Source organism: Aminobacterium sp., from assembly GCF_034926885.1.
In the GTDB taxonomy this organism is placed as follows: domain Bacteria; phylum Synergistota; class Synergistia; order Synergistales; family Aminobacteriaceae; genus Aminobacterium.
In genome coordinates this window covers 109,192-126,503 of the sequence record NZ_JAYFQR010000020.1, presented here as the reverse complement: position 1 = coordinate 126,503, position 17,312 = coordinate 109,192, and the positions used below count along the sequence as shown (strand labels likewise).

15 protein-coding genes and 1 tRNA gene are annotated in these 17,312 nt (G+C 41.8%); 2 read left to right on the top strand and 14 right to left on the bottom strand.

Features of this window, described 5'->3' with window-relative positions; translation table 11 throughout:
* Position 1 precedes the first annotated feature (1 nt).
* From VB083_RS09615 to VB083_RS09600, 4 genes are all read right to left on the bottom strand, one after another.
* On the bottom strand, positions 2 to 664 hold the full coding sequence (locus VB083_RS09615) for a 50S ribosomal protein L25 (RefSeq protein WP_213690685.1): 663 nt from the start codon (positions 662 to 664) through the stop codon (positions 2 to 4).
* 49 nt (positions 665 to 713) lie between these two features.
* Positions 714 to 1,682 (bottom strand): ribose-phosphate diphosphokinase, encoded by a 969-nt coding sequence (locus VB083_RS09610; protein ID WP_213690702.1) that lies wholly within the window; start codon positions 1,680 to 1,682, stop codon positions 714 to 716.
* Positions 1,682 to 3,094 (bottom strand): bifunctional UDP-N-acetylglucosamine diphosphorylase/glucosamine-1-phosphate N-acetyltransferase GlmU, encoded by a 1,413-nt coding sequence (glmU, locus tag VB083_RS09605; protein WP_213690684.1) that lies wholly within the window; start codon positions 3,092 to 3,094, stop codon positions 1,682 to 1,684. Before glmU ends, VB083_RS09610 begins: the two co-directional genes overlap by 1 nt.
* 70 nt (positions 3,095 to 3,164) lie before the next feature.
* Positions 3,165 to 3,239: transfer RNA gene (locus tag VB083_RS09600), tRNA-Gln, on the bottom strand.
* A 162-nt stretch (positions 3,240 to 3,401) separates the two neighbouring features.
* Between VB083_RS09600 and VB083_RS09595 the strand changes: the two genes are divergently transcribed.
* Complete coding sequence (locus tag VB083_RS09595) at positions 3,402 to 3,662, top strand: hypothetical protein (RefSeq protein WP_213690683.1); 261 nt, start codon at positions 3,402 to 3,404, stop codon at positions 3,660 to 3,662.
* On the opposite strand, the gene ade is transcribed toward VB083_RS09595, so the two are convergent.
* Positions 3,630 to 5,366 carry an adenine deaminase gene (gene ade / locus VB083_RS09590; protein WP_213690682.1) on the bottom strand — a complete coding sequence of 579 codons (1,737 nt, stop codon included), beginning with the start codon at positions 5,364 to 5,366 and terminating at the stop codon, positions 3,630 to 3,632. The two genes, VB083_RS09595 and ade, sit on opposite strands and share 33 nt — an antisense overlap.
* Before the next feature lie 74 nt (positions 5,367 to 5,440).
* Between ade and VB083_RS09585 the strand changes: the two genes are divergently transcribed.
* Complete coding sequence (locus tag VB083_RS09585; protein ID WP_213690681.1) at positions 5,441 to 6,502, top strand: hypothetical protein; 1,062 nt, start codon at positions 5,441 to 5,443, stop codon at positions 6,500 to 6,502.
* Between the two features lie 52 nt (positions 6,503 to 6,554).
* On the opposite strand, the gene glmS is transcribed toward VB083_RS09585, so the two are convergent.
* From glmS to pyk, 9 genes are all read right to left on the bottom strand, one after another.
* Entirely contained in the window at positions 6,555 to 8,387 is a 1,833-nt protein-coding gene (glmS, locus tag VB083_RS09580; protein ID WP_213695645.1) for a glutamine--fructose-6-phosphate transaminase (isomerizing), read from the bottom strand.
* Positions 8,388 to 8,616: 229 nt separating this feature from the next.
* Entirely contained in the window at positions 8,617 to 9,498 is an 882-nt protein-coding gene (gene galU / locus VB083_RS09575) for a UTP--glucose-1-phosphate uridylyltransferase GalU (RefSeq protein ID WP_213690679.1), read from the bottom strand.
* Between the two features lie 36 nt (positions 9,499 to 9,534).
* Positions 9,535 to 10,911 (bottom strand): phosphoglucosamine mutase, encoded by a 1,377-nt coding sequence (gene glmM, locus VB083_RS09570; protein ID WP_213690678.1) that lies wholly within the window; start codon positions 10,909 to 10,911, stop codon positions 9,535 to 9,537.
* A 16-nt stretch (positions 10,912 to 10,927) separates the two neighbouring features.
* Positions 10,928 to 12,154 (bottom strand): YbbR-like domain-containing protein, encoded by a 1,227-nt coding sequence (locus VB083_RS09565; RefSeq protein ID WP_213690677.1) that lies wholly within the window; start codon positions 12,152 to 12,154, stop codon positions 10,928 to 10,930.
* A 27-nt stretch (positions 12,155 to 12,181) separates the two neighbouring features.
* The gene (cdaA, locus tag VB083_RS09560) at positions 12,182 to 12,991 is read right to left on the bottom strand and encodes a diadenylate cyclase CdaA (RefSeq protein WP_213690676.1); all 810 of its coding nucleotides are present in this window, start codon (positions 12,989 to 12,991) and stop codon (positions 12,182 to 12,184) included.
* Between the two features lie 15 nt (positions 12,992 to 13,006).
* Positions 13,007 to 14,083: an alanine racemase gene (locus VB083_RS09555; protein WP_213690675.1), complete on the bottom strand. Its 1,077-nt coding sequence runs from the start codon at positions 14,081 to 14,083 to the stop codon at positions 13,007 to 13,009.
* 6 nt (positions 14,084 to 14,089) lie between these two features.
* On the bottom strand, positions 14,090 to 14,932 hold the full coding sequence (locus VB083_RS09550; protein WP_213690674.1) for a deoxyribonuclease IV: 843 nt from the start codon (positions 14,930 to 14,932) through the stop codon (positions 14,090 to 14,092).
* Entirely contained in the window at positions 14,923 to 15,528 is a 606-nt protein-coding gene (locus VB083_RS09545; protein WP_213690673.1) for an NUDIX hydrolase, read from the bottom strand. Before VB083_RS09545 ends, VB083_RS09550 begins: the two co-directional genes overlap by 10 nt.
* Before the next feature lie 16 nt (positions 15,529 to 15,544).
* On the bottom strand, positions 15,545 to 17,296 hold the full coding sequence (pyk, locus tag VB083_RS09540; RefSeq protein ID WP_213690672.1) for a pyruvate kinase: 1,752 nt from the start codon (positions 17,294 to 17,296) through the stop codon (positions 15,545 to 15,547).
* Positions 17,297 to 17,312 lie beyond the last annotated feature (16 nt).

The window sequence follows — 17,312 nt, the reverse complement described above, 5'->3', positions numbered from 1 at the left end:
ACTACTCCTCTTCTTCCTCCTTGGCCTTTCCTTTCGCCACGACCTCTACTTCTCCAGCTGCGGTTTCCTCTTCTTCTTCCTCAGTCTCAGTTTCAATCTGAGGTAATGCGACAGAAACTACCATCTCTTCCGGATCAATAACAATCTCAGCACTCTCAGGAAGTGAAAGGTCTTTGACTAAGAAACTATCGCCAACTTTCAAGCCAGAAACATTAAGAACCACAGAATCTGGAATCTCTATTGGCAATACGTCCATTTCAATTTCATACAATGTCTGTTCAAGAACAGCTCCCTGTTTAAGAGCAGCGCAAGCCTCTTTACCTTCAAGCAAGACAGGAACATTAACAGCAACCTTACGTCCCTTAACAAGCTGGATAAAATCAATGTGCATTACATCTTGGGTAATAATATTCTTCTGCACTTCTCTCATGAGGCACATTTCTTCCTTACCGTCGGGAAGGGTTGCAAGAATACGAATAGTCTCCCAGTGACCGGAACGAATCAATGGTGCCACTTCTGAAACCTTCACTTTTGCAGTAATAGAATCCTTATATTCGGGACCATAAAATACTGCTGGGACATAGCCGGTGGGTCTCAGCTTCTTGACGGCTTCTTTCCCCTTCTCACTTCTCTCTTCAAGAGCTATCTTTACGAACTCAGCCATCTACAAACATCCTCCTTTTAGAAAAACAAATGCTACCGAAAGCACATTATTAACTGAATAAACTGCTAACGGATCTGTCACTGTGCACTCGAGCTATTGCTTCCGCAAATAACGGAGCAATAGATAGCTGTGTAATTTTATCCAACTTTTTGTTTTCAGGCAATGGAATTGTGTCAGCTAAAATAACACTATCTATATCAGCTTTTTCCAGCCTCTCAATAGCTGGCCCGGAAAGAACTCCATGAGTTGCACAAGCATAAACTTTCTGAGCTCCACGCTCTTTTAAAGCAGCAGCTGCATTACAGATAGTTCCTGCAGTATCTATGATATCGTCAATGAGTATGGCTACTTTACCTTCTACATCTCCTATAATTTCCATTACTTCGCAAAGATTAGCCACGTCATGGGAACGACGTTTATCTACTATAGCAAGATCAGCATTTAAAGTTACAGCAAAACGACGTGCGCGAACAACTCCACCTACATCAGGAGCGACTACGACCACTTCGTCTCTTTTTATCTCACTGGGGAAGTTTTCCTTGAAATAATTCGCCAAAAGAGGAACCCCTGTCAAATGATCAACGGGAATATCGAAAAAGCCCTGAATCTGTCCTGCATGTAAATCTGCAGTTATCAGACGAGAAGCTCCACTATGTTCCATAAGATTTGCTACAAGTTTGGCAGATATTGGATCTCTTGCCTTTGTCTTTCGATCTTGCCGAGCATATCCAAAATACGGAGTTACGACATTGATTCGATAGGCAGATGCACGCTTTAAAGCATCAAGCATAATAAAAAGCTGCATAAGATGCTCATTAACGGGATTACATGTAGGTTGCACCACATAAACATCTGCTCCGCGTACACTTTCTTCAATAGAAAGCCCTAGCTCTCCATCGGAAAAGCGAAAATGTTTAGCACGGGATAATTCCACACCCAGTTCCGCGCAAATTCTTTTGGCGAATTCCGGATGGGCTGTTCCCGAAAAAATCTTCAGTTCCCTGGAACTGGAACCCATCACTCCTTACCCCCTTCTTGATTGCTGCCTTTGCGGCGCAAAACCCAGCCCTCTATATTTTTCTGTCTGGCTCGAGCAATGGCAAGGGCCCCTTCAGGAACGTCATCGGTTATAACAGATCCTGCTGCTGTAAAGGAGTCATCACCAAGAGACACTGGCGCAACAAGCATGGTATCGCTTCCTACAAAGCACCTATCACCAATGTGTGTTGGATTTTTCGCAACACCATCGTAATTACAAGTTATTGTTCCTGCACCTATGTTCACATGGTTGCCAATGGTTGCATCTCCTATATAAGACAGATGCGGAACCTTGCTTCCTGAACCAATTGAGCTTTTTTTAATTTCCACAAATTTACCAACAAAGGCTCCCTCTCCTATATGAGCATTATCTCTTATAAAGGAGAATGGACCAATTGTAGCATGGTCTTCTATTTCACTTGCAATTATAGAAACAAAATTAATAATATCAACACTTTTACCTATTACAGTATTGCGAATAAGAGAATGACTCCCTATGTGAGTACCGTCACCTATTTCAGTATTCCCATAAAGTTGAACGAAAGGATCAAGCCATATATCTCCCTCTAGCCTGACCCGAGGTCCGATGAAAACAGAAGAAGGATCAGCACATTTTACACCCTGGCTCATCCAATGATTTAAAATTCTTTGCTTCAAAATAGAAGTAGCTTCAGCAAGCTGAAGAGGGCTGTTAACCCCTTGAAAATCTGTACCGTTATCAAAACAAAGAGCCTCTACGCTCTTGCCCTGCTCATACATAAGCCCAACAACATCAGGCAAATAATACTCCCCCTGCACATTATCGTTAGCAAGAGAGTCAATATTTGAAAGGAGATCGGGAGTTCTGAAAATATATATGCCGCTATTCACTTCCCGTATTTTTTTCTGTTCTTCTGAGGCATCTTTTTCTTCCACGATAGAAAGTGCGTTTGAATCTCTTACTACTCGACCATACCCTGCAGGAGTCTCTGTAATAAAACTAGCGAAAGTACAAGAAGCTGGGGAATCTATATGCGCTTTGACCAAATCAATAAGAATTTCACTCTTTAGGAGAGGTGCATCACCAGGAATAACAAGAATATCTGAAAAAGAGTTCCACCATTCCTTCGATATTTGCACGGCATGCCCTGTTCCTAACTGGTCATGCTGCCATATCACCCGAACTTCAGGACTCATGGCACTTATATAAGTCTGCACAGCATCTCCGCCATGACCAATAACTACTGCTCTATTCTCCAAACCAGCCGCTAGAGCTGCCTGAAGAGGATAAAAAAGGAGGGGCTCTTCAAGAACAGGCTGAAGAACTTTTGGGAGGTTACTTTTCATTCTCGTTCCCTTACCTGCAGCGAGAATCAAAACGCCTACCGTTCGACGATCAAACACTTTCCCCATCACCTTCATTCTATCTATAATCAAACACAAAAGAGGGGGAACCTAAGGTCCCCCTTCTTGTAATATCAGATGGCTGGGGTGGCTGGATTCGAACCAGCGATCACGGATCCAAAGTCCGCCGCCTTGCCGACTTGGCTACACCCCAGTATGAATGCCGGTAAATATACTAGCAGAGGATTCCGACATGTCAAGAAGAGAGTTGATTATTTTTTAAAATCTTATTCAGGAAACCATCTCTTAAAGAGAATGTCAATAGATAAAAAAAGCTATATACTCAAGAAGAAAACTTTTTAGGGGGTTTTTATTCATGTTCGACTCTTTCAGTTTTGCATTGATTCAAGCCAAAGTTCTTCTCATTATGGTAGTAGCAATGCTTATTCTTACCATCCCCTTTGGAGCCATTGCATTCAGAACAGGGAAAAAAGGTTTCATTATTCTTACATGGGCCTTTTTTGCCGCGGGACTTCTCTGTATGGCTCTATATCTTTTACTCTACGTGGGATGGTGGATTGCATGGGCCCCCTTGCTTCCTATCTTAGTTATAGTGCTCATCTTCCACAAAAAGTGACATACAGCCCCCTCTGTTCAAGTCCACATATCCCTGATCTGTAATTTTAAGTTCTGGGATAACGCTAAGAGAAAGGAAACTCATAGCCATAAAAGGATGTGTAATTGAAGTCCCCAAAGTTTCTGCTGCTTTTTCTACATCTTCAATAGCAAGTATAACATCGGAAGCTGTTGAATCGCTCATAAGTCCCCCTACTGGCAAAGGAAGTGAAGCCAAAATCTGATCCCCTGACGCCACGACTAAACCTCCGCCTAAATTTCGAAGCTCTCTCAAGGCCGTTATTATAGATATATCGTCCATTCCAGCAGCAATAAAATTATGAGCGTCATGAGCAACTGAAGAGGCAAGTGCTCCTTTTTTAAGATCAAGTCCCTTCACGAAACCGGTAAAGAAACGTCGACTATCGCTATTTTTATCGACAACAACTATTTTTGCAATATCCCTCTTCTTGTCCGCAGTAACTTTTCCATTTGTGATTGTAGGATTTTCAATTAGATGTGTAGTAACAACTTGTCCCCTTCTAAAACCAATAAGCCTGATCTTTTTATTACCGGAAGGTTCTATGGAAATATCTTCCACTGTAGGGATATGGAAGACTTCGCTACTTTGAGGATAATTATGTTCACGTTTAAAGGGCGCTCCAAGTAATTCTCTGTTTTCAACCACTTTTTTCCCCTTTTTCCAAACATTGATAACATTACATGTTTCAAGAGAATCTAATAACACGAGATCGGCAATATAGCCAGGAGCAACTGCCCCTCGGTCAAAAAGTCTAAAATAACGGGCAGGAGAAAGCGTTACCATCCGAAGAGCAACAAGAGGGGAAAGCCCCTTTTTTATAGAAAGACGAAGTGTTTCGTCTAAATGTCCTTTTGTCTGAAGATGATTTGCAGTTAAGTCATCGCTCACAAACATAGCGCATGAAGAGCGTGCTTCATTTTCCTTAATAAGAGGTAGTAACTCTTCTAAGTTATGTTCTGTTGCACCTTGGCGGATCATGAGCCACATTCCGCGTCTAAGTTTTTCCAACCCCTCTTCTTTCGTCGAACTTTCATGATCACTGGAGCACCCACTTAACAAATAAGCGCACAACTCCTTCCCTGTTACTCCTGGAGCATGACCACTTCGCACTACATCCCAAGATGCAAATATTTTTCCCCACATTTCTGCATCACCATGTATAACAGCAGGATAGTTCATCACTTCTCCAAGAGTAGTACACCAACCCTCTTCGTAAGTCCTTTTTATAGCCAAAGCGTCAAGTTCCTCGCGAGGAGTTTCAAAGGGTGAGGCGGGAACACACGAAGGTGCCGTCAAAAAAATGTCTAGGGGTAAATGAAGTGACTCCTCATACATAAATGAAAGTCCCCCCATGCCACATGTATTGGCTATTTCATGGGGATCAGCAATAACGGTTGTTGTTCCCCGAGGTAAAACCATTTCAGCAAAGCCTGCGGGAGTAAGCATGGTACTCTCTATATGACAATGACCTTCAATAAAACCGGGAGCAAGCACGGCATTCTTCGCGTCGACTTCCTCTTTTCCATAATATCCTGTACCAATACCAACAATATAACCATCGTAAATGGCTACATCCTTTTTCTCAAATTCAAGAGAAAAGACATTTGCTACTTTCGCATTCTTGATAACTACGTCAGCTGCTAATTCTCCCCTTGCTACTGCTAACATCTTTTTTATATTCACAATATAATCCTCCCAAAGGCCAAGAAAGACCCTTATAATAAGAACCTATAACGATCAAGAAAGAAGGGATACAGATGCAATCTTCCCATAGAATTCAAAATTTAATTATAATTCTTTTATTAGGGATTATGTTTCCTTTTACAGCACAAGCATCTTCCATATACAGCATTTATATTCCATGCGAAATTGGAGCTTCTGCCTATGCATTGCTTCCTGATGGATCTCGCTACGATCTCGGCACAATTTTATCTTTACCTCAAACAAGCCGTTGGCCTAGTTATACTGCAAGCCAATGGGGACAAGCAGGTTCAGTTTGCGCATCCGCAGTTAATGCCGTACATTTACTTTGTTCTGTAGAAAAAGGTAAAGGTCGTACTATCAGTATTTTACCAGAAAAGACTATCGCCCCAGCCGCTGGAAAAAAGACATACTTTTCTATTCAAAAAGATGCAGGAACTGGACTTTTTGGGGGATGGGCACCTCCTGTAGGCACACCTGTTTATATTATTAAAAAAGGTAGTTCACAAAGTCGCCTCTCTTCTGAGAACTTTCCAGAAGAAGGTGATGTTCTTTTTATGCCTGTAGAAGAAAAAGAACATCCCTTCCTAATAGATATCGAAAACAGACCTGGTGGCCGTGTTATAGCATGGAATTCTCGGGGAGTTAACGTTATTGCTAGAGTTATTCGACCTGTTTATGGAGTCGGGCGTTTTGGTGGCACTCTTTTTCAAACAGATAGTCGAATACGTGCCAATCACACTGGAGTTATCGATATAAGCACATCTCCAGTGGGAGAAATAGGGGGATTTCAAATACTGCCACTTTTTCATGCCGGATCTAAAGAAATGGCTTCTGCATGGACATTAACACAATGGATGATTATAGGAACTGAAAATGGTCATCGACTTATAGGCTCAACACCTCTATTCTCTGATGGTCTTGTACCAGGAGGACAACTCTCAGATCACTTATGGGATATATGGTCTACGTATGGACGAAGACCTCTCGTTTTATGCCGAATAGACGGGGGATCGTGGCAGGCTTTACCTAAACATTCAGGCAAAGATGACAAGGCTTTGTTCAATGTTACTCATATTCGTTTATATTATCCTTTCACCGCAGAACCCAATAGATAGAAAGAAAAAAGGCTTGCGAGGTTTATAAGCTTTAAACCTGCAAGCCCTTTATTTACTCTACTGTAACGCTTTTAGCTAAATTTCGCGGTTGATCGATATCGCACCCTCTGATTCGTGCAACATAGTAGGCAAAAATTTGCAATGGAAGAACCGCTAAAAACGGATAGAGTTCTGCCTCTGTTGGGGGAACATAAAAAACATCTTCCGAAACATCTTCTATATCTCTATCTCCACGAGTGGCTATAGCAAATATTGGAGATTTTCGAGCTTTTGCCTCTAAAATGTTTGAGTATAGTTTTTCATATAGACCATCTTGCGGTGCTATAACAACAACGGGGACCTCACTTTCCAGTAAAGCAATAGGACCGTGCTTCATTTCCCCAGCTGCATAAGCCTCTGCATGGACATAAGATATTTCCTTTAGTTTGAGTGCCCCTTCCAATGCAATTGGGAAAGAACGCCCTCGTCCAAGGTACAAGAAATCTCGTAAAGAGGCGTATTTCTCCGCAATGTGATGTAATGATTCCTGACGCTCAAGAATTTCTTCCAGCTGATAAGGTAAATTTAGAAGTCCCTTGATTATTCTCTCTTCTTCACTAGATGAAAGAGTTCCCCATAATTTGGCGATATAAAGGCCTAAAAGATAAAGAACTCCCAGCTGTCCTGTAAAGGTTTTTGTCGCAGCCACACCTATTTCCGGGCCTGCTTTCAGAAGAAGAACGTGATCCACTTCTCGAGCGAGTGTTGATCCCTGCCCATTTGTAATGGCAACGCACATTGCCCCTTTTCCCCTAGCCAATCGCTCTGCAGCAAGAGTATCAGCCGTTTCTCCAGACTGAGAAACAAAAATTGATAATGTGTCCTCACCTAAAGGCATGGGCCTATAACGATACTCAGATGCAACATCAACACGAATGTCAACAGGCAAAAGTTCTTCCATTAATCGCTCTGCGACTAAGGCTGCGTAGTAAGAAGTGCCACAAGCTACAATATGAATCCTTTTAATATGAGCAAGTGTATCTTTCGTCCAAGCAAGCTCTTTAGATAGATCTACTGAATTTTCAGATATTCTGTCTTTCAGAGTATTTCGTAGCACTGCACCTTGCTCGTTAATTTCCTTCATCATGAAGTGAGAATATCCGCCTTTATCGACCATGGATATATCCCAGTCAATCGTCTGAGCTTTTTTGGTAAGGGATTGCCCCGACTCGTCCCAAAATTTAATCCCTTGAGGAGATAGGAATGCAATATCACCGTCGTTCATATAGAAAACACTTTGGGTGTAAGGGAGCAAAGCCGGAACGTCAGAGGCACAAAAAGACTCTTTTTCTCCCTGGCCTACAACAAGAGGAGATCCTTTTCTTACACAGTAAATTGAATCTGGCTGATTCTTCACAAGAATGGCAAGGGCAAAGGAACCTCGAAGCCTTTTATAAAGAGAAACAAGAGAAGGGATAATATCCTTCTTCACTCCGTATAATTGAGAAAGAAGCTTGGCCACTACTTCCGTATCTGTTTCTGTCGTAAATTCTATTCCCTGATGTAAGAGTTCGTCTCTAATTTCTCTATAATTTTCAATTATCCCATTATGAACAAGAACAATCTGTTTATCACCATCCCAATGAGGGTGAGCGTTAACCACTGTTACTCCTCCATGAGTGGCCCATCTGGTATGCCCAATACCTAAATGTCCCAGCACATTTTGAGAAGACATTAATTTTTCTAGTTGCTGGACTTTCCCAACTTCTTTAATAACACGAATATCATCGCCATCATTTACGGCTATACCTGCAGAATCGTAACCGCGGTATTCGAGGCGCTTCATTCCATCTAGCAAAACATCAGTAGCATTTCGCCATCCTACATAGCCAACAATTCCGCACACGAGAATATTACACCGCCTTTCACTAAGGCACACGAAAATCTATTGCTCTTTTTGTCTCAGAAATTGCTTTCTGGTTTTGTAGAGCAAATTCAGGGTTTGATTTTCAAAACCCCGGGGGTATCCGCCGAAAATTTCGATATTCCCCCGACCTCGTCAACTGACATTCGTCAGTTCAGGCGCTTACACTCTTTCCGCTATAAGTTTTTATAGAAGCGATATTAGCTGTTCTTCATTTATCATCCTCCCTAAAGGCACTCACAGTTTGCAGTACTATATCACGTAAAGAAGAATCTTTCAGAGCCAATTCAATATTTGCATGCAGCCAACCCTTTTGAGTTCCACAATCGAGGCGTTGCCCCTTATAAACAACTCCCCACAATGGCTCCTCTCTTAACAATTGTTTCAAAGCGTCCGTCAACTGTATCTCTCCGCCAGCACCTGGCTGAACATCTTTCAAAATAGCAAAAATTCTTGGTGAAAGAACGTAGCGCCCCATTACCGCTAAATTACTCGGTGCTGTTCCTTTTGCCGGTTTTTCAACTAAATTTTCTATTCTGAAGATACCTTCCTGAACCATATCAGCTTCAACAATCCCATAACGAGAAGTTTCTTCTTCCGGCACTTCTTCGAGAGCAATAACACTTCCTCCTAATTGCTCTTGAACAGAAATAAGTTGCGCAAGAACAGAAGGACGAGCAATCATTACATCGTCAGGTAGAATAACACCAAAATATTGGCCCTCACAAAAAGCCTCTCCACAAAGGACAGCATGACCCAGCCCTAAAGGCTCCGCTTGTCGTGTATAGGCAAAACGCGCCACTTGAGGAATTTTTTGCACAAGTTCAAGATATTCCTTTTTTCCACGTTCTGCGAGAATTTTCTCTAATTCCCATGTCCGATCAAAATAATCTTCAATGCAACGTTTTGATCGGCTTGTAACAATGACCATATCGGTACAACCTGCCGCTATGGCTTCCTCTACTCCGTAGGAGATAATCGGTCTATCCACGAGAGGAAGCATCTCTTTAGGAATATCTTTGGTTGCAGGTAGAAAACGAGTGCCTAGCCCCGCTGCAGGGAATAGGCACTTTGTTATTATCTTTTTTGACATAATTTTCGACATCCTTTCGGCATCACATACAAATAACTAACAACACTTCATCTGTATCTGACCGACCAGATCCTTTGAAATATCTTCCATCAACTTATGATCTTTTGCCTCTACAAGAACCCTCATAAGGGGTTCTGTTCCAGATGCACGAATAAGAACTCTCCCCTGGCCCATCAGTTTTCTATTCGCCTCTTGAGAGATATCGGTAATAAAAGCCGGATCAACATCTTTACCTTTACAAATTTCAACATTTCTTAAAAGCTGAGGGTAACGATCAAAACGATCAACAAGAGTATTAATATCTTCTCCTAAATCGGAACAAGCCCTCAGGAAGGTGAATCCTGTACAGATACCATCGCCTGTAGATGTAAATTCCTTAATAATAATATGTCCCGATTGCTCTCCACCCAAAGAAGCTCCACGGAATTTCATCATCTCTAAAACATAACGGTCGCCAACAGGGCATCTAAATACGTCAATATTTTCCCTTCGCAGGTGTTCCTCCAAGGCAAGATTACTCATTACTGTTGCAACAAGACCGTTTCCGAGTTTTTCTCTTTTCGTAAGCCAGCGGGCAAGAACCCAAAGAATAATATCGCCATCAAGAACGCGTCCTCGCGAATCTGTCAAAAGAACTCTATCTGCATCTCCATCATAGGCAATGCCAACTTCTGTTCCGTTACTTTTTACCTGAGAAGCGAGATGAGCCATATTCATAACTCCTACGCCTTCGTTAATATTAAGGCCGTCAGGAGCATCTCCAGATATAAACCAATGAGAATGATCTACTACTTTATTGATAGCATGAATAATAGGAACGGCTGCACCGTGAGCACAATCGAAAGATATGGAACGATCAAGTACCTTCGATTCTGAAATAAGAGTTGCTAGCCACTGCGCATAGGCCTGAACTATATCTTCTCTTTCAGTAACTTCACCAATGGATGCCCCGGTAGGACGCCAATCATCAATAAGATTATCTCCCAAGTATTCTTCTATAGATGCCTCTGCATCATCATTCAGTTTATGCCCTTCATGATTCAGAAATTTGATGCCATTATATTCTGCAGGATTATGAGAAGCGCTAATAACCACTCCACCCTGAGCCTGAATATGCTTTATCGCGAAACTGACCCCCGGCGTAGGAATAACCCCCAAAGTTAAAACTTTTGCACCGGCTGAAAGCATCCCTGCCACTAAAGCATTTTCTAACATTTTACCTGAACGACGAGTGTCTCTTCCGATAAGAATTCTTGGACGAGGGATTCCTCTTTCTGTCAGGTACAGCACATACGACCGCCCAAGACGCAACGCCATTTCAGGAGTCATAGCTCCTCGATTTGCCACATCTCTTACGCCATCAGTGCCGAAAAGACAACGTACTTTTTTTTCGCTTTCCTCCAAAACCTTCACCTTCCCCCGCTCCTTTTTACTCCACTTCCGCACGCACAGTAACTCGTGAAGGGTCCACCTTGACAACTCGAATACTTGACGATGTATTTCGTATTTGCACAGGAACCATAAGCTTTCTCGAAACTATGTTTGTTACGTTAACATACGGTTGTATAGGAAAATCGGTTTCACTTATTTTTTCTATTTCCGATGGAATTCCTTCTATAGTGATATTAACAGTGTTTGGTTCGACGCTCCAACCTGGATATATGCTATTACCTTCAACTTCCACCCCTACATTTGTAAGAAGTTTCGACACGGTGTATGGTTTTAAAAGAATATTAACTCTTACAGATGAAGCTCCCGTGTATTTCAACAATGAATCGTCTAATGGTTTTAAAGGAACGATCATACTCTGCTCTTGAGCAAGACCTGTAATATCGATGGTTTCGGTCTCAAGACGAGTCACTTTGCCTAATCGTGGATATGGTCCTTCTACTTCAACTTCAGACGGCTCCACGACTATAGCTTTCACAGAATAATCAGAATCAGGCTCTCCAATAACCTGTACATTCACTGGAACTTTCTTTTTAGGTAACCCTTGAGCTAACACAGCGGTAACTTTGACTTGGCCCGGATCAATCGTTACTTCATCCTCAAAAGGTTGAGATTTCACGATTTCTACGGGAAGCGTTATTTCCTCACCACTTTTTAACTGTTCGAGAGTTGGAGATATTCGTACACTTTCTATACGTGCAAGGTCTTTTTCAATTCCTTTGACAGTGACATCTTTAGGCATAATATGCACAGACTCAAGATAAATCCCTGAGGGTAACCCCTCTTTTACCACTACTTCTACAGGAACAAGACGATCTACATATCGTATCATTTCTAAAGCAATTTGTGATGGATTTATACCTACGACTTTAACATCTTTAGGTACAATAGCGCGCACTGCCAATCTATATTTACCCAGAGAAAGCCCCTTAGTATCGACTTCACACAAGATACTACCCTGTTGTAGACTATCTAAAACCCTTCGGCTTCCAGAAACACTAACCTCTACCGTCTTTGTCTCTGGTTTTAATATAGTTTGCGAAGGAACATTTAAAAAATCGACCTGACATCTGAAGGTTTTTACAATCTCATTAGCCCTGTCTCCCGAGACATAAAACCAGAGAAGGACTGCAATGACGATAGATATTATCCTCAAAAAGTGAGGAGAAGACAAAAGTACATCTATTTTTCTATTTCCAGGTGTCATTGTAATGTAACTCCCTTCTTGAAGGCTCTATTGCCACAGCGACCGTATATCTTCGTGTATTCTATCAAGAAATGAGCGTTTCTCTTTTTCTTCAGCCCCAAAATAGTGCAAGAGAAGCTTATATACTTGATTTTCCTTTAAATTTCTAGATAAATGCCCATTAATAGCTAAGGAAATTTCTCCTCGTTCCTCTGAAACAATGAGCGCAATAGCATCAGAAACCTCAGTTACACCAAGAGCTGCTCGATGACGAGTACCAATCCATCTTGAAAGATCTGTATTTTCCGTCAAAGGCAGATACGTTCCGGCAGAAATAATCATATCTCTATCAATAATGACAGCTCCATCATGAAGGGGATTGTCAGGCCAAAAAATAGCGATAATGAGCTCCTGCGATATTTCTGCATTCAACTTAACTGCAGTACTCCAAAAATCTCTCAAGCCAGTCTCTCTTTGTAACACCATAAGGGCTCCAATTTTCTGGCCTTTCAAATATCCCAAAGCCCTTGTAATCTCCTGACTGAGTGCTTCCGCTTTTTTTTGGGCACGTTTCCTTCTCCAAATATTGCCACGTCCAAGTTCCTCAAGCATACGTCTGAGTTCTGGTTGAAAAACGATAGGAATAGCAATGATCAAAACTCCAAGGACTTTCCCTAAGAACCATGACAACGTTCGAAGCTCAAAAAACCTGGCCAGAGATGCAACAACACCAAGAATCAGCAACCCTTTCACAAGTTGCATTGCACGCGTTCCGACAAGCAAAAGTAATAAACGATGGATAATAACAGCTATGATGACAATATCAAGAATGTCATGCCATCGAAATAAATCTAGCATATTGACCCTCCCATGCTATTCAGTAACATGGATAGAAACATACGGAGATGTTGTTAACGCAAGTAAAGCCCCATATTTTACTGAAAATCGTATTTTATCTCCTACACATAGTTTTCTGTCACACTCTTCCACATCAAGAACCATATGATCACTTGACGCACCTAAAATTTCAATTCCTTTATCACAAGGCAAAAGAGCATCTATTCTTGCATCTTGCTTGCCAATGGCTGCGAGAGCACGCAATCGAACTCCTTTATCAACAAAAACGGGGATGTCGCCAAAAGCATCTGCAGCAATTGTTCCTAAAGGAACGCTAGGTTTTCTCTTTACTTCTATCACTTCTGCTTCTAAAAATATAGTGTTCCGTAGTAAATATGGGAACGTTTTGCCTCCTGACGAGTCCGTTCCAAGCAAAATAGCCTCTCCTATTCTCAACGAATTGATGCAAGAAGGCATAGTACCATCGTCAAGAAGAGACAAAGATGATGTGGCACCTCCTGAACACAAGGGGACACTACACTCCAAGTATTCTTCTAACTTTTTTTTAAGGGAACCTAATGTTTCCAATTTTTTTCGAGAAGGAAGCACTCCTCCAAAACATCCAAAATTCACACCGACGCCTAGACAATCTATGAAGCGACACTTCTTCAGGACAGAGGCTATCTGTTCTAATTCGTCTGGCCATATGCCCTCTCGTAAATCACCCAAATCGATCATGAGTAACACGTTATGCCTTTTCTTTTGTAAGCTGCACTCTGCATCAATTGCTTGTATTGTCTCAATCATCGAAACAACAGATGAGTCACAAAGTTCCACAACTTCAGGAATTTCACTCATCATAGGAGGCCGCAGCATCATTATGGGAACAGGAAGGCACATTTCTTTACGTAGTCGATATAAATTTTCTATACGACTATCAGCTATTCCTTCACACCCATTCTCAACCATAATACGGACAATATCTTCATTGGCACAGGCTCCTTTTGCTACACCGTAAACTCCTATATTCCATTGACGACACAATGAAACAACGTGGGCAGCATTGTAGGCAATTTTCTCACGTTGAACTATGAGACGAGGCCAAAGACTCATACTCTCTTACCCTCCTCTTAATTTACGAAGTACAGTAAGATTTCCTTTATTTCCCAGTCCATTTTGTGGTGTTTCCAGTAATGCCGGTATCCCGTTCCATCTACTGTCATTGACTATGAAAGAAAAGGGCAAAACCCCTAACTCTCCTTCTCCAATATGTTGATGTCTGTCAAGATGACTATTACGAGCATGAGCACTGTCATTTAAATGCCAACATCCAACTCGTTCAAGTCCTATTTTACCCATAAGAGACGAGACAAAACGCTCATAAGCTTCAAAAGTTCGCAATTCGTATCCTGCAGCAAAGAGATGACACGTATCGAGACACAATCCTAAACGTTCATTTTGAGGAAAATGATCAAGCACAGACTTCAATTCGTCGAGAGAACTTCCTAATATACTTCCTTGCCCTGCCATAGTTTCAATAAGAATCCGAACTCTTGTCACAGATGTGCGTTGTAACACCTGCCCTAAACTGTTAACAAGCTTTCCTATTCCTTCATCACGAGGTCGCCCCCGAGATGATCCTGGATGAACAACAATTTCATCAATACCAAGCATATCGCAACGTTCTACCTCTTCAGTAAGAGCAACTATACTTTTTTCTCGAGTTTCATCTGGTGATGCAAGGTTGATAAGATATGAAGCATGAACAACAACTTGTTGTATACCACTCCGCCGCCATGCATGTAAAAAACGTTCTGCCCGAGACATAGAGATAGGAGTACTATGCCATTGTAACTGATTTTTGGTAAACATCTGTATAGCTTCACATTCAAGATCCTCGCCACGTTCTATTGCTCGTTCAAGACCACCTGCAATGGAAACGTGAGCGCCGATTAAAGGCATAAATTAATTTCTCCCTTACGTAACATAGTTATAAATCGATACAATATGAAGGCAGTGACACCCCATATTATCCTTCCATCAGGAAGATCATAGCGCGGGGTCTCAAACTGTATTCCTTCATGTTCAATCTTATATATTTCAGGAATAACTGGGATAGAATCCAGTTGCATAAATGCTATGCCGGCAACCTCTTCATGAGAAAGCTTAAGTCTCGACATGAGAGTCTCATCTGAAATCACGCCTACAACAGGATAGACGGCAAAACCGCTTGTCACTGCTTTTTGGGGTTCCATAAGATATATAGGCTCTATATACTCTCGTTCTAAACCAATCTCTTCCTCTGTTTCCCGCAACGCTGTTTCAAGAGGGCCTCTGTCAAAATCATCCCGTTCTCCTCCTGGGAAACACATTTCGCCGCCATGACGCTTCATAAAGTAGGGACGTTCTAAAAAAAGAACTTTATACCCCTTTTCTGATCGGAAAAGAGGTACAAGGACAGCACTAAGCCGTTTCCCATCTAATGTAAGTAAGTAATTCCATGGAGGAAAAGAGGTTTGCATATTGCATCTTTTCCCTGAAAAATCATCTATTGCCATCTACATCGTCAGCTCCTCATGCTCTAAGACGAACGCTTCCTGCATAGACAACACCACGGAATCCATCGACCGTAACCATCATCCCGTCTTCAAGAACTGAAAGTGCATTGCTTGCACTAACAACACATGGTATTCCCAATTCTAAAGCAACTATAGCCGCGTGACACGTCAATCCACCATGTTCTGTAATAATAGCTGCAGCTTTTCTCATAGCAGGAACAAAATCTTTATCTGTCTGGGAAACGACTAAAATGTTGCCTCTTTCCATTTTCTCAAGAGCCTCTTCTGGCGTATTCGCCTTTTTCACTACACCAAAAGCTTCTTTTTTCAAAAGAGAAAGGCCTTTGACTAAAATTCGACCCACTGTATGAACTTGCAACATATTAGTTGTTCCTGGAATACCCATAGGGACACCTGCCGTAACAACAACTATATCCCCTTCCTTCAAAAGCTTGTTTTCCAAACATAATGAAAAGACATTATCAATGGCCTGTTCCTGATTGGAAATATTTTCAACTCTAAGAGGTTCTACTCCCCAATATAAAGCCAATTCTCGCCATGTTCTCAAGACAGGAGTGGCTCCAATAATCTTACATGGGGGACGATGCTTGCTAATCATTTGGGCTGTACTGCCACTTCGAGTAAGGGAGATAATTGCAGCAGCACCCATTTCTCGCGCGACTTCAACAGAAGCTCCGCTTACTGCATCTGGCACTCCCGTACTTAACTGCTTTCTATGAAGGGGATGTTGCCAAAGCTCTATATCCTTCTCAACTCTCTCCACTATGCGGCGCATCGTTTCTACAGACCTGAGAGGATACGTTCCTTTCGCCGTTTCTCCCGAAAGCATTACGGCATCAGCTCCATCAAGAACAGCATTTGCAACGTCACTTGCTTCTGCTCGTGTAGGACGGGGATTTCTAATCATAGAGTCTAGCATCTGGGTCGCAACTATAACAGCTTTCCCCTTAGAACGACAAAGATCTATAATCTCTTTTTGTACTAGAGGAACCTCCTCCGTGGGAATTTCGACACCCAAGTCTCCACGGGCAATCATCACCCCATCAACTACATCTAGAATTTCATCTATACCATCGACAGCTTGTCGTGTCTCTATTTTCGCTATAATTTTCATAGTTCCGCCAGCTTCTTCGATTACTTTTCTAACATCCATGATGTCTTTTTGATTTTTGACAAAAGAAACGGCGATATACTCCATGTCATTTTTCAAACCCCAACAGATATCAGAACGATCTTTTTCCGAAAGAGCTGGAAGGGAAATGGAAGCTCCCGGTATATTGACTCCTTTTCGCTCTCCTAGTTCTCCACCAACGATAACTGTGCAATGTACATCATTCTCACTAATTTCTGTAACTTTGAGGTGAAGAGTTCCATCGTCAATATAAATATCTTGATCCACGCTGCTTTCTATTGGTAAGTTAGCATAATTAACAAAAACTTCTTTATCATTACCAACAACATCTCGTGTTGTTAAAACGAAATCTTGTCCTTTTTTCAAAAAAACAGCGCCTTCCTGTAACGTTCCAGTTCTAATTTCTGGCCCCTTTGTATCAAGAAGAGTGGCAATAGGAGATCCCATTTTTCTTTCGACTTCTCGAACGAGGTCAAGACGAGCCTTATGTTCCTCATAAGAACCATGACTAAAATTAAAACGAGCTACATTCATTCCTTCCTCTGCCATAGAACAGAGCATCTCAAAAGTTGAACATGCCGGGCCAATCGTGCAAACTATTTTCACTTTCTTCATTATTTCTGACCCCTTC

Coding starts and splice junctions, on each gene's coding strand:
- pyk (WP_213690672.1), bottom strand. CDS start 17,296: ATGAAGAAAGTGAAAATAGTTTGCACGATTGGCCCGGCATGTTCAACT.
- VB083_RS09550 (WP_213690674.1), bottom strand. CDS start 14,932: ATGCCTTTAATCGGCGCTCACGTTTCCATTGCAGGTGGTCTTGAACGA.
- galU (WP_213690679.1), bottom strand. CDS start 9,498: ATGTCAAAAAAGATAATAACAAAGTGCCTATTCCCTGCAGCGGGGCTA.
- VB083_RS09555 (WP_213690675.1), bottom strand. CDS start 14,083: ATGAGTCTTTGGCCTCGTCTCATAGTTCAACGTGAGAAAATTGCCTAC.
- VB083_RS09565 (WP_213690677.1), bottom strand. CDS start 12,154: ATGACACCTGGAAATAGAAAAATAGATGTACTTTTGTCTTCTCCTCAC.
- VB083_RS09545 (WP_213690673.1), bottom strand. CDS start 15,528: ATGGCAATAGATGATTTTTCAGGGAAAAGATGCAATATGCAAACCTCT.
- VB083_RS09615 (WP_213690685.1), bottom strand. CDS start 664: ATGGCTGAGTTCGTAAAGATAGCTCTTGAAGAGAGAAGTGAGAAGGGG.
- VB083_RS09585 (WP_213690681.1), top strand. CDS start 5,441: ATGCAATCTTCCCATAGAATTCAAAATTTAATTATAATTCTTTTATTA.
- VB083_RS09610 (WP_213690702.1), bottom strand. CDS start 1,682: ATGGGTTCCAGTTCCAGGGAACTGAAGATTTTTTCGGGAACAGCCCAT.
- cdaA (WP_213690676.1), bottom strand. CDS start 12,991: ATGCTAGATTTATTTCGATGGCATGACATTCTTGATATTGTCATCATA.
- VB083_RS09595 (WP_213690683.1), top strand. CDS start 3,402: ATGTTCGACTCTTTCAGTTTTGCATTGATTCAAGCCAAAGTTCTTCTC.
- glmU (WP_213690684.1), bottom strand. CDS start 3,094: ATGGGGAAAGTGTTTGATCGTCGAACGGTAGGCGTTTTGATTCTCGCT.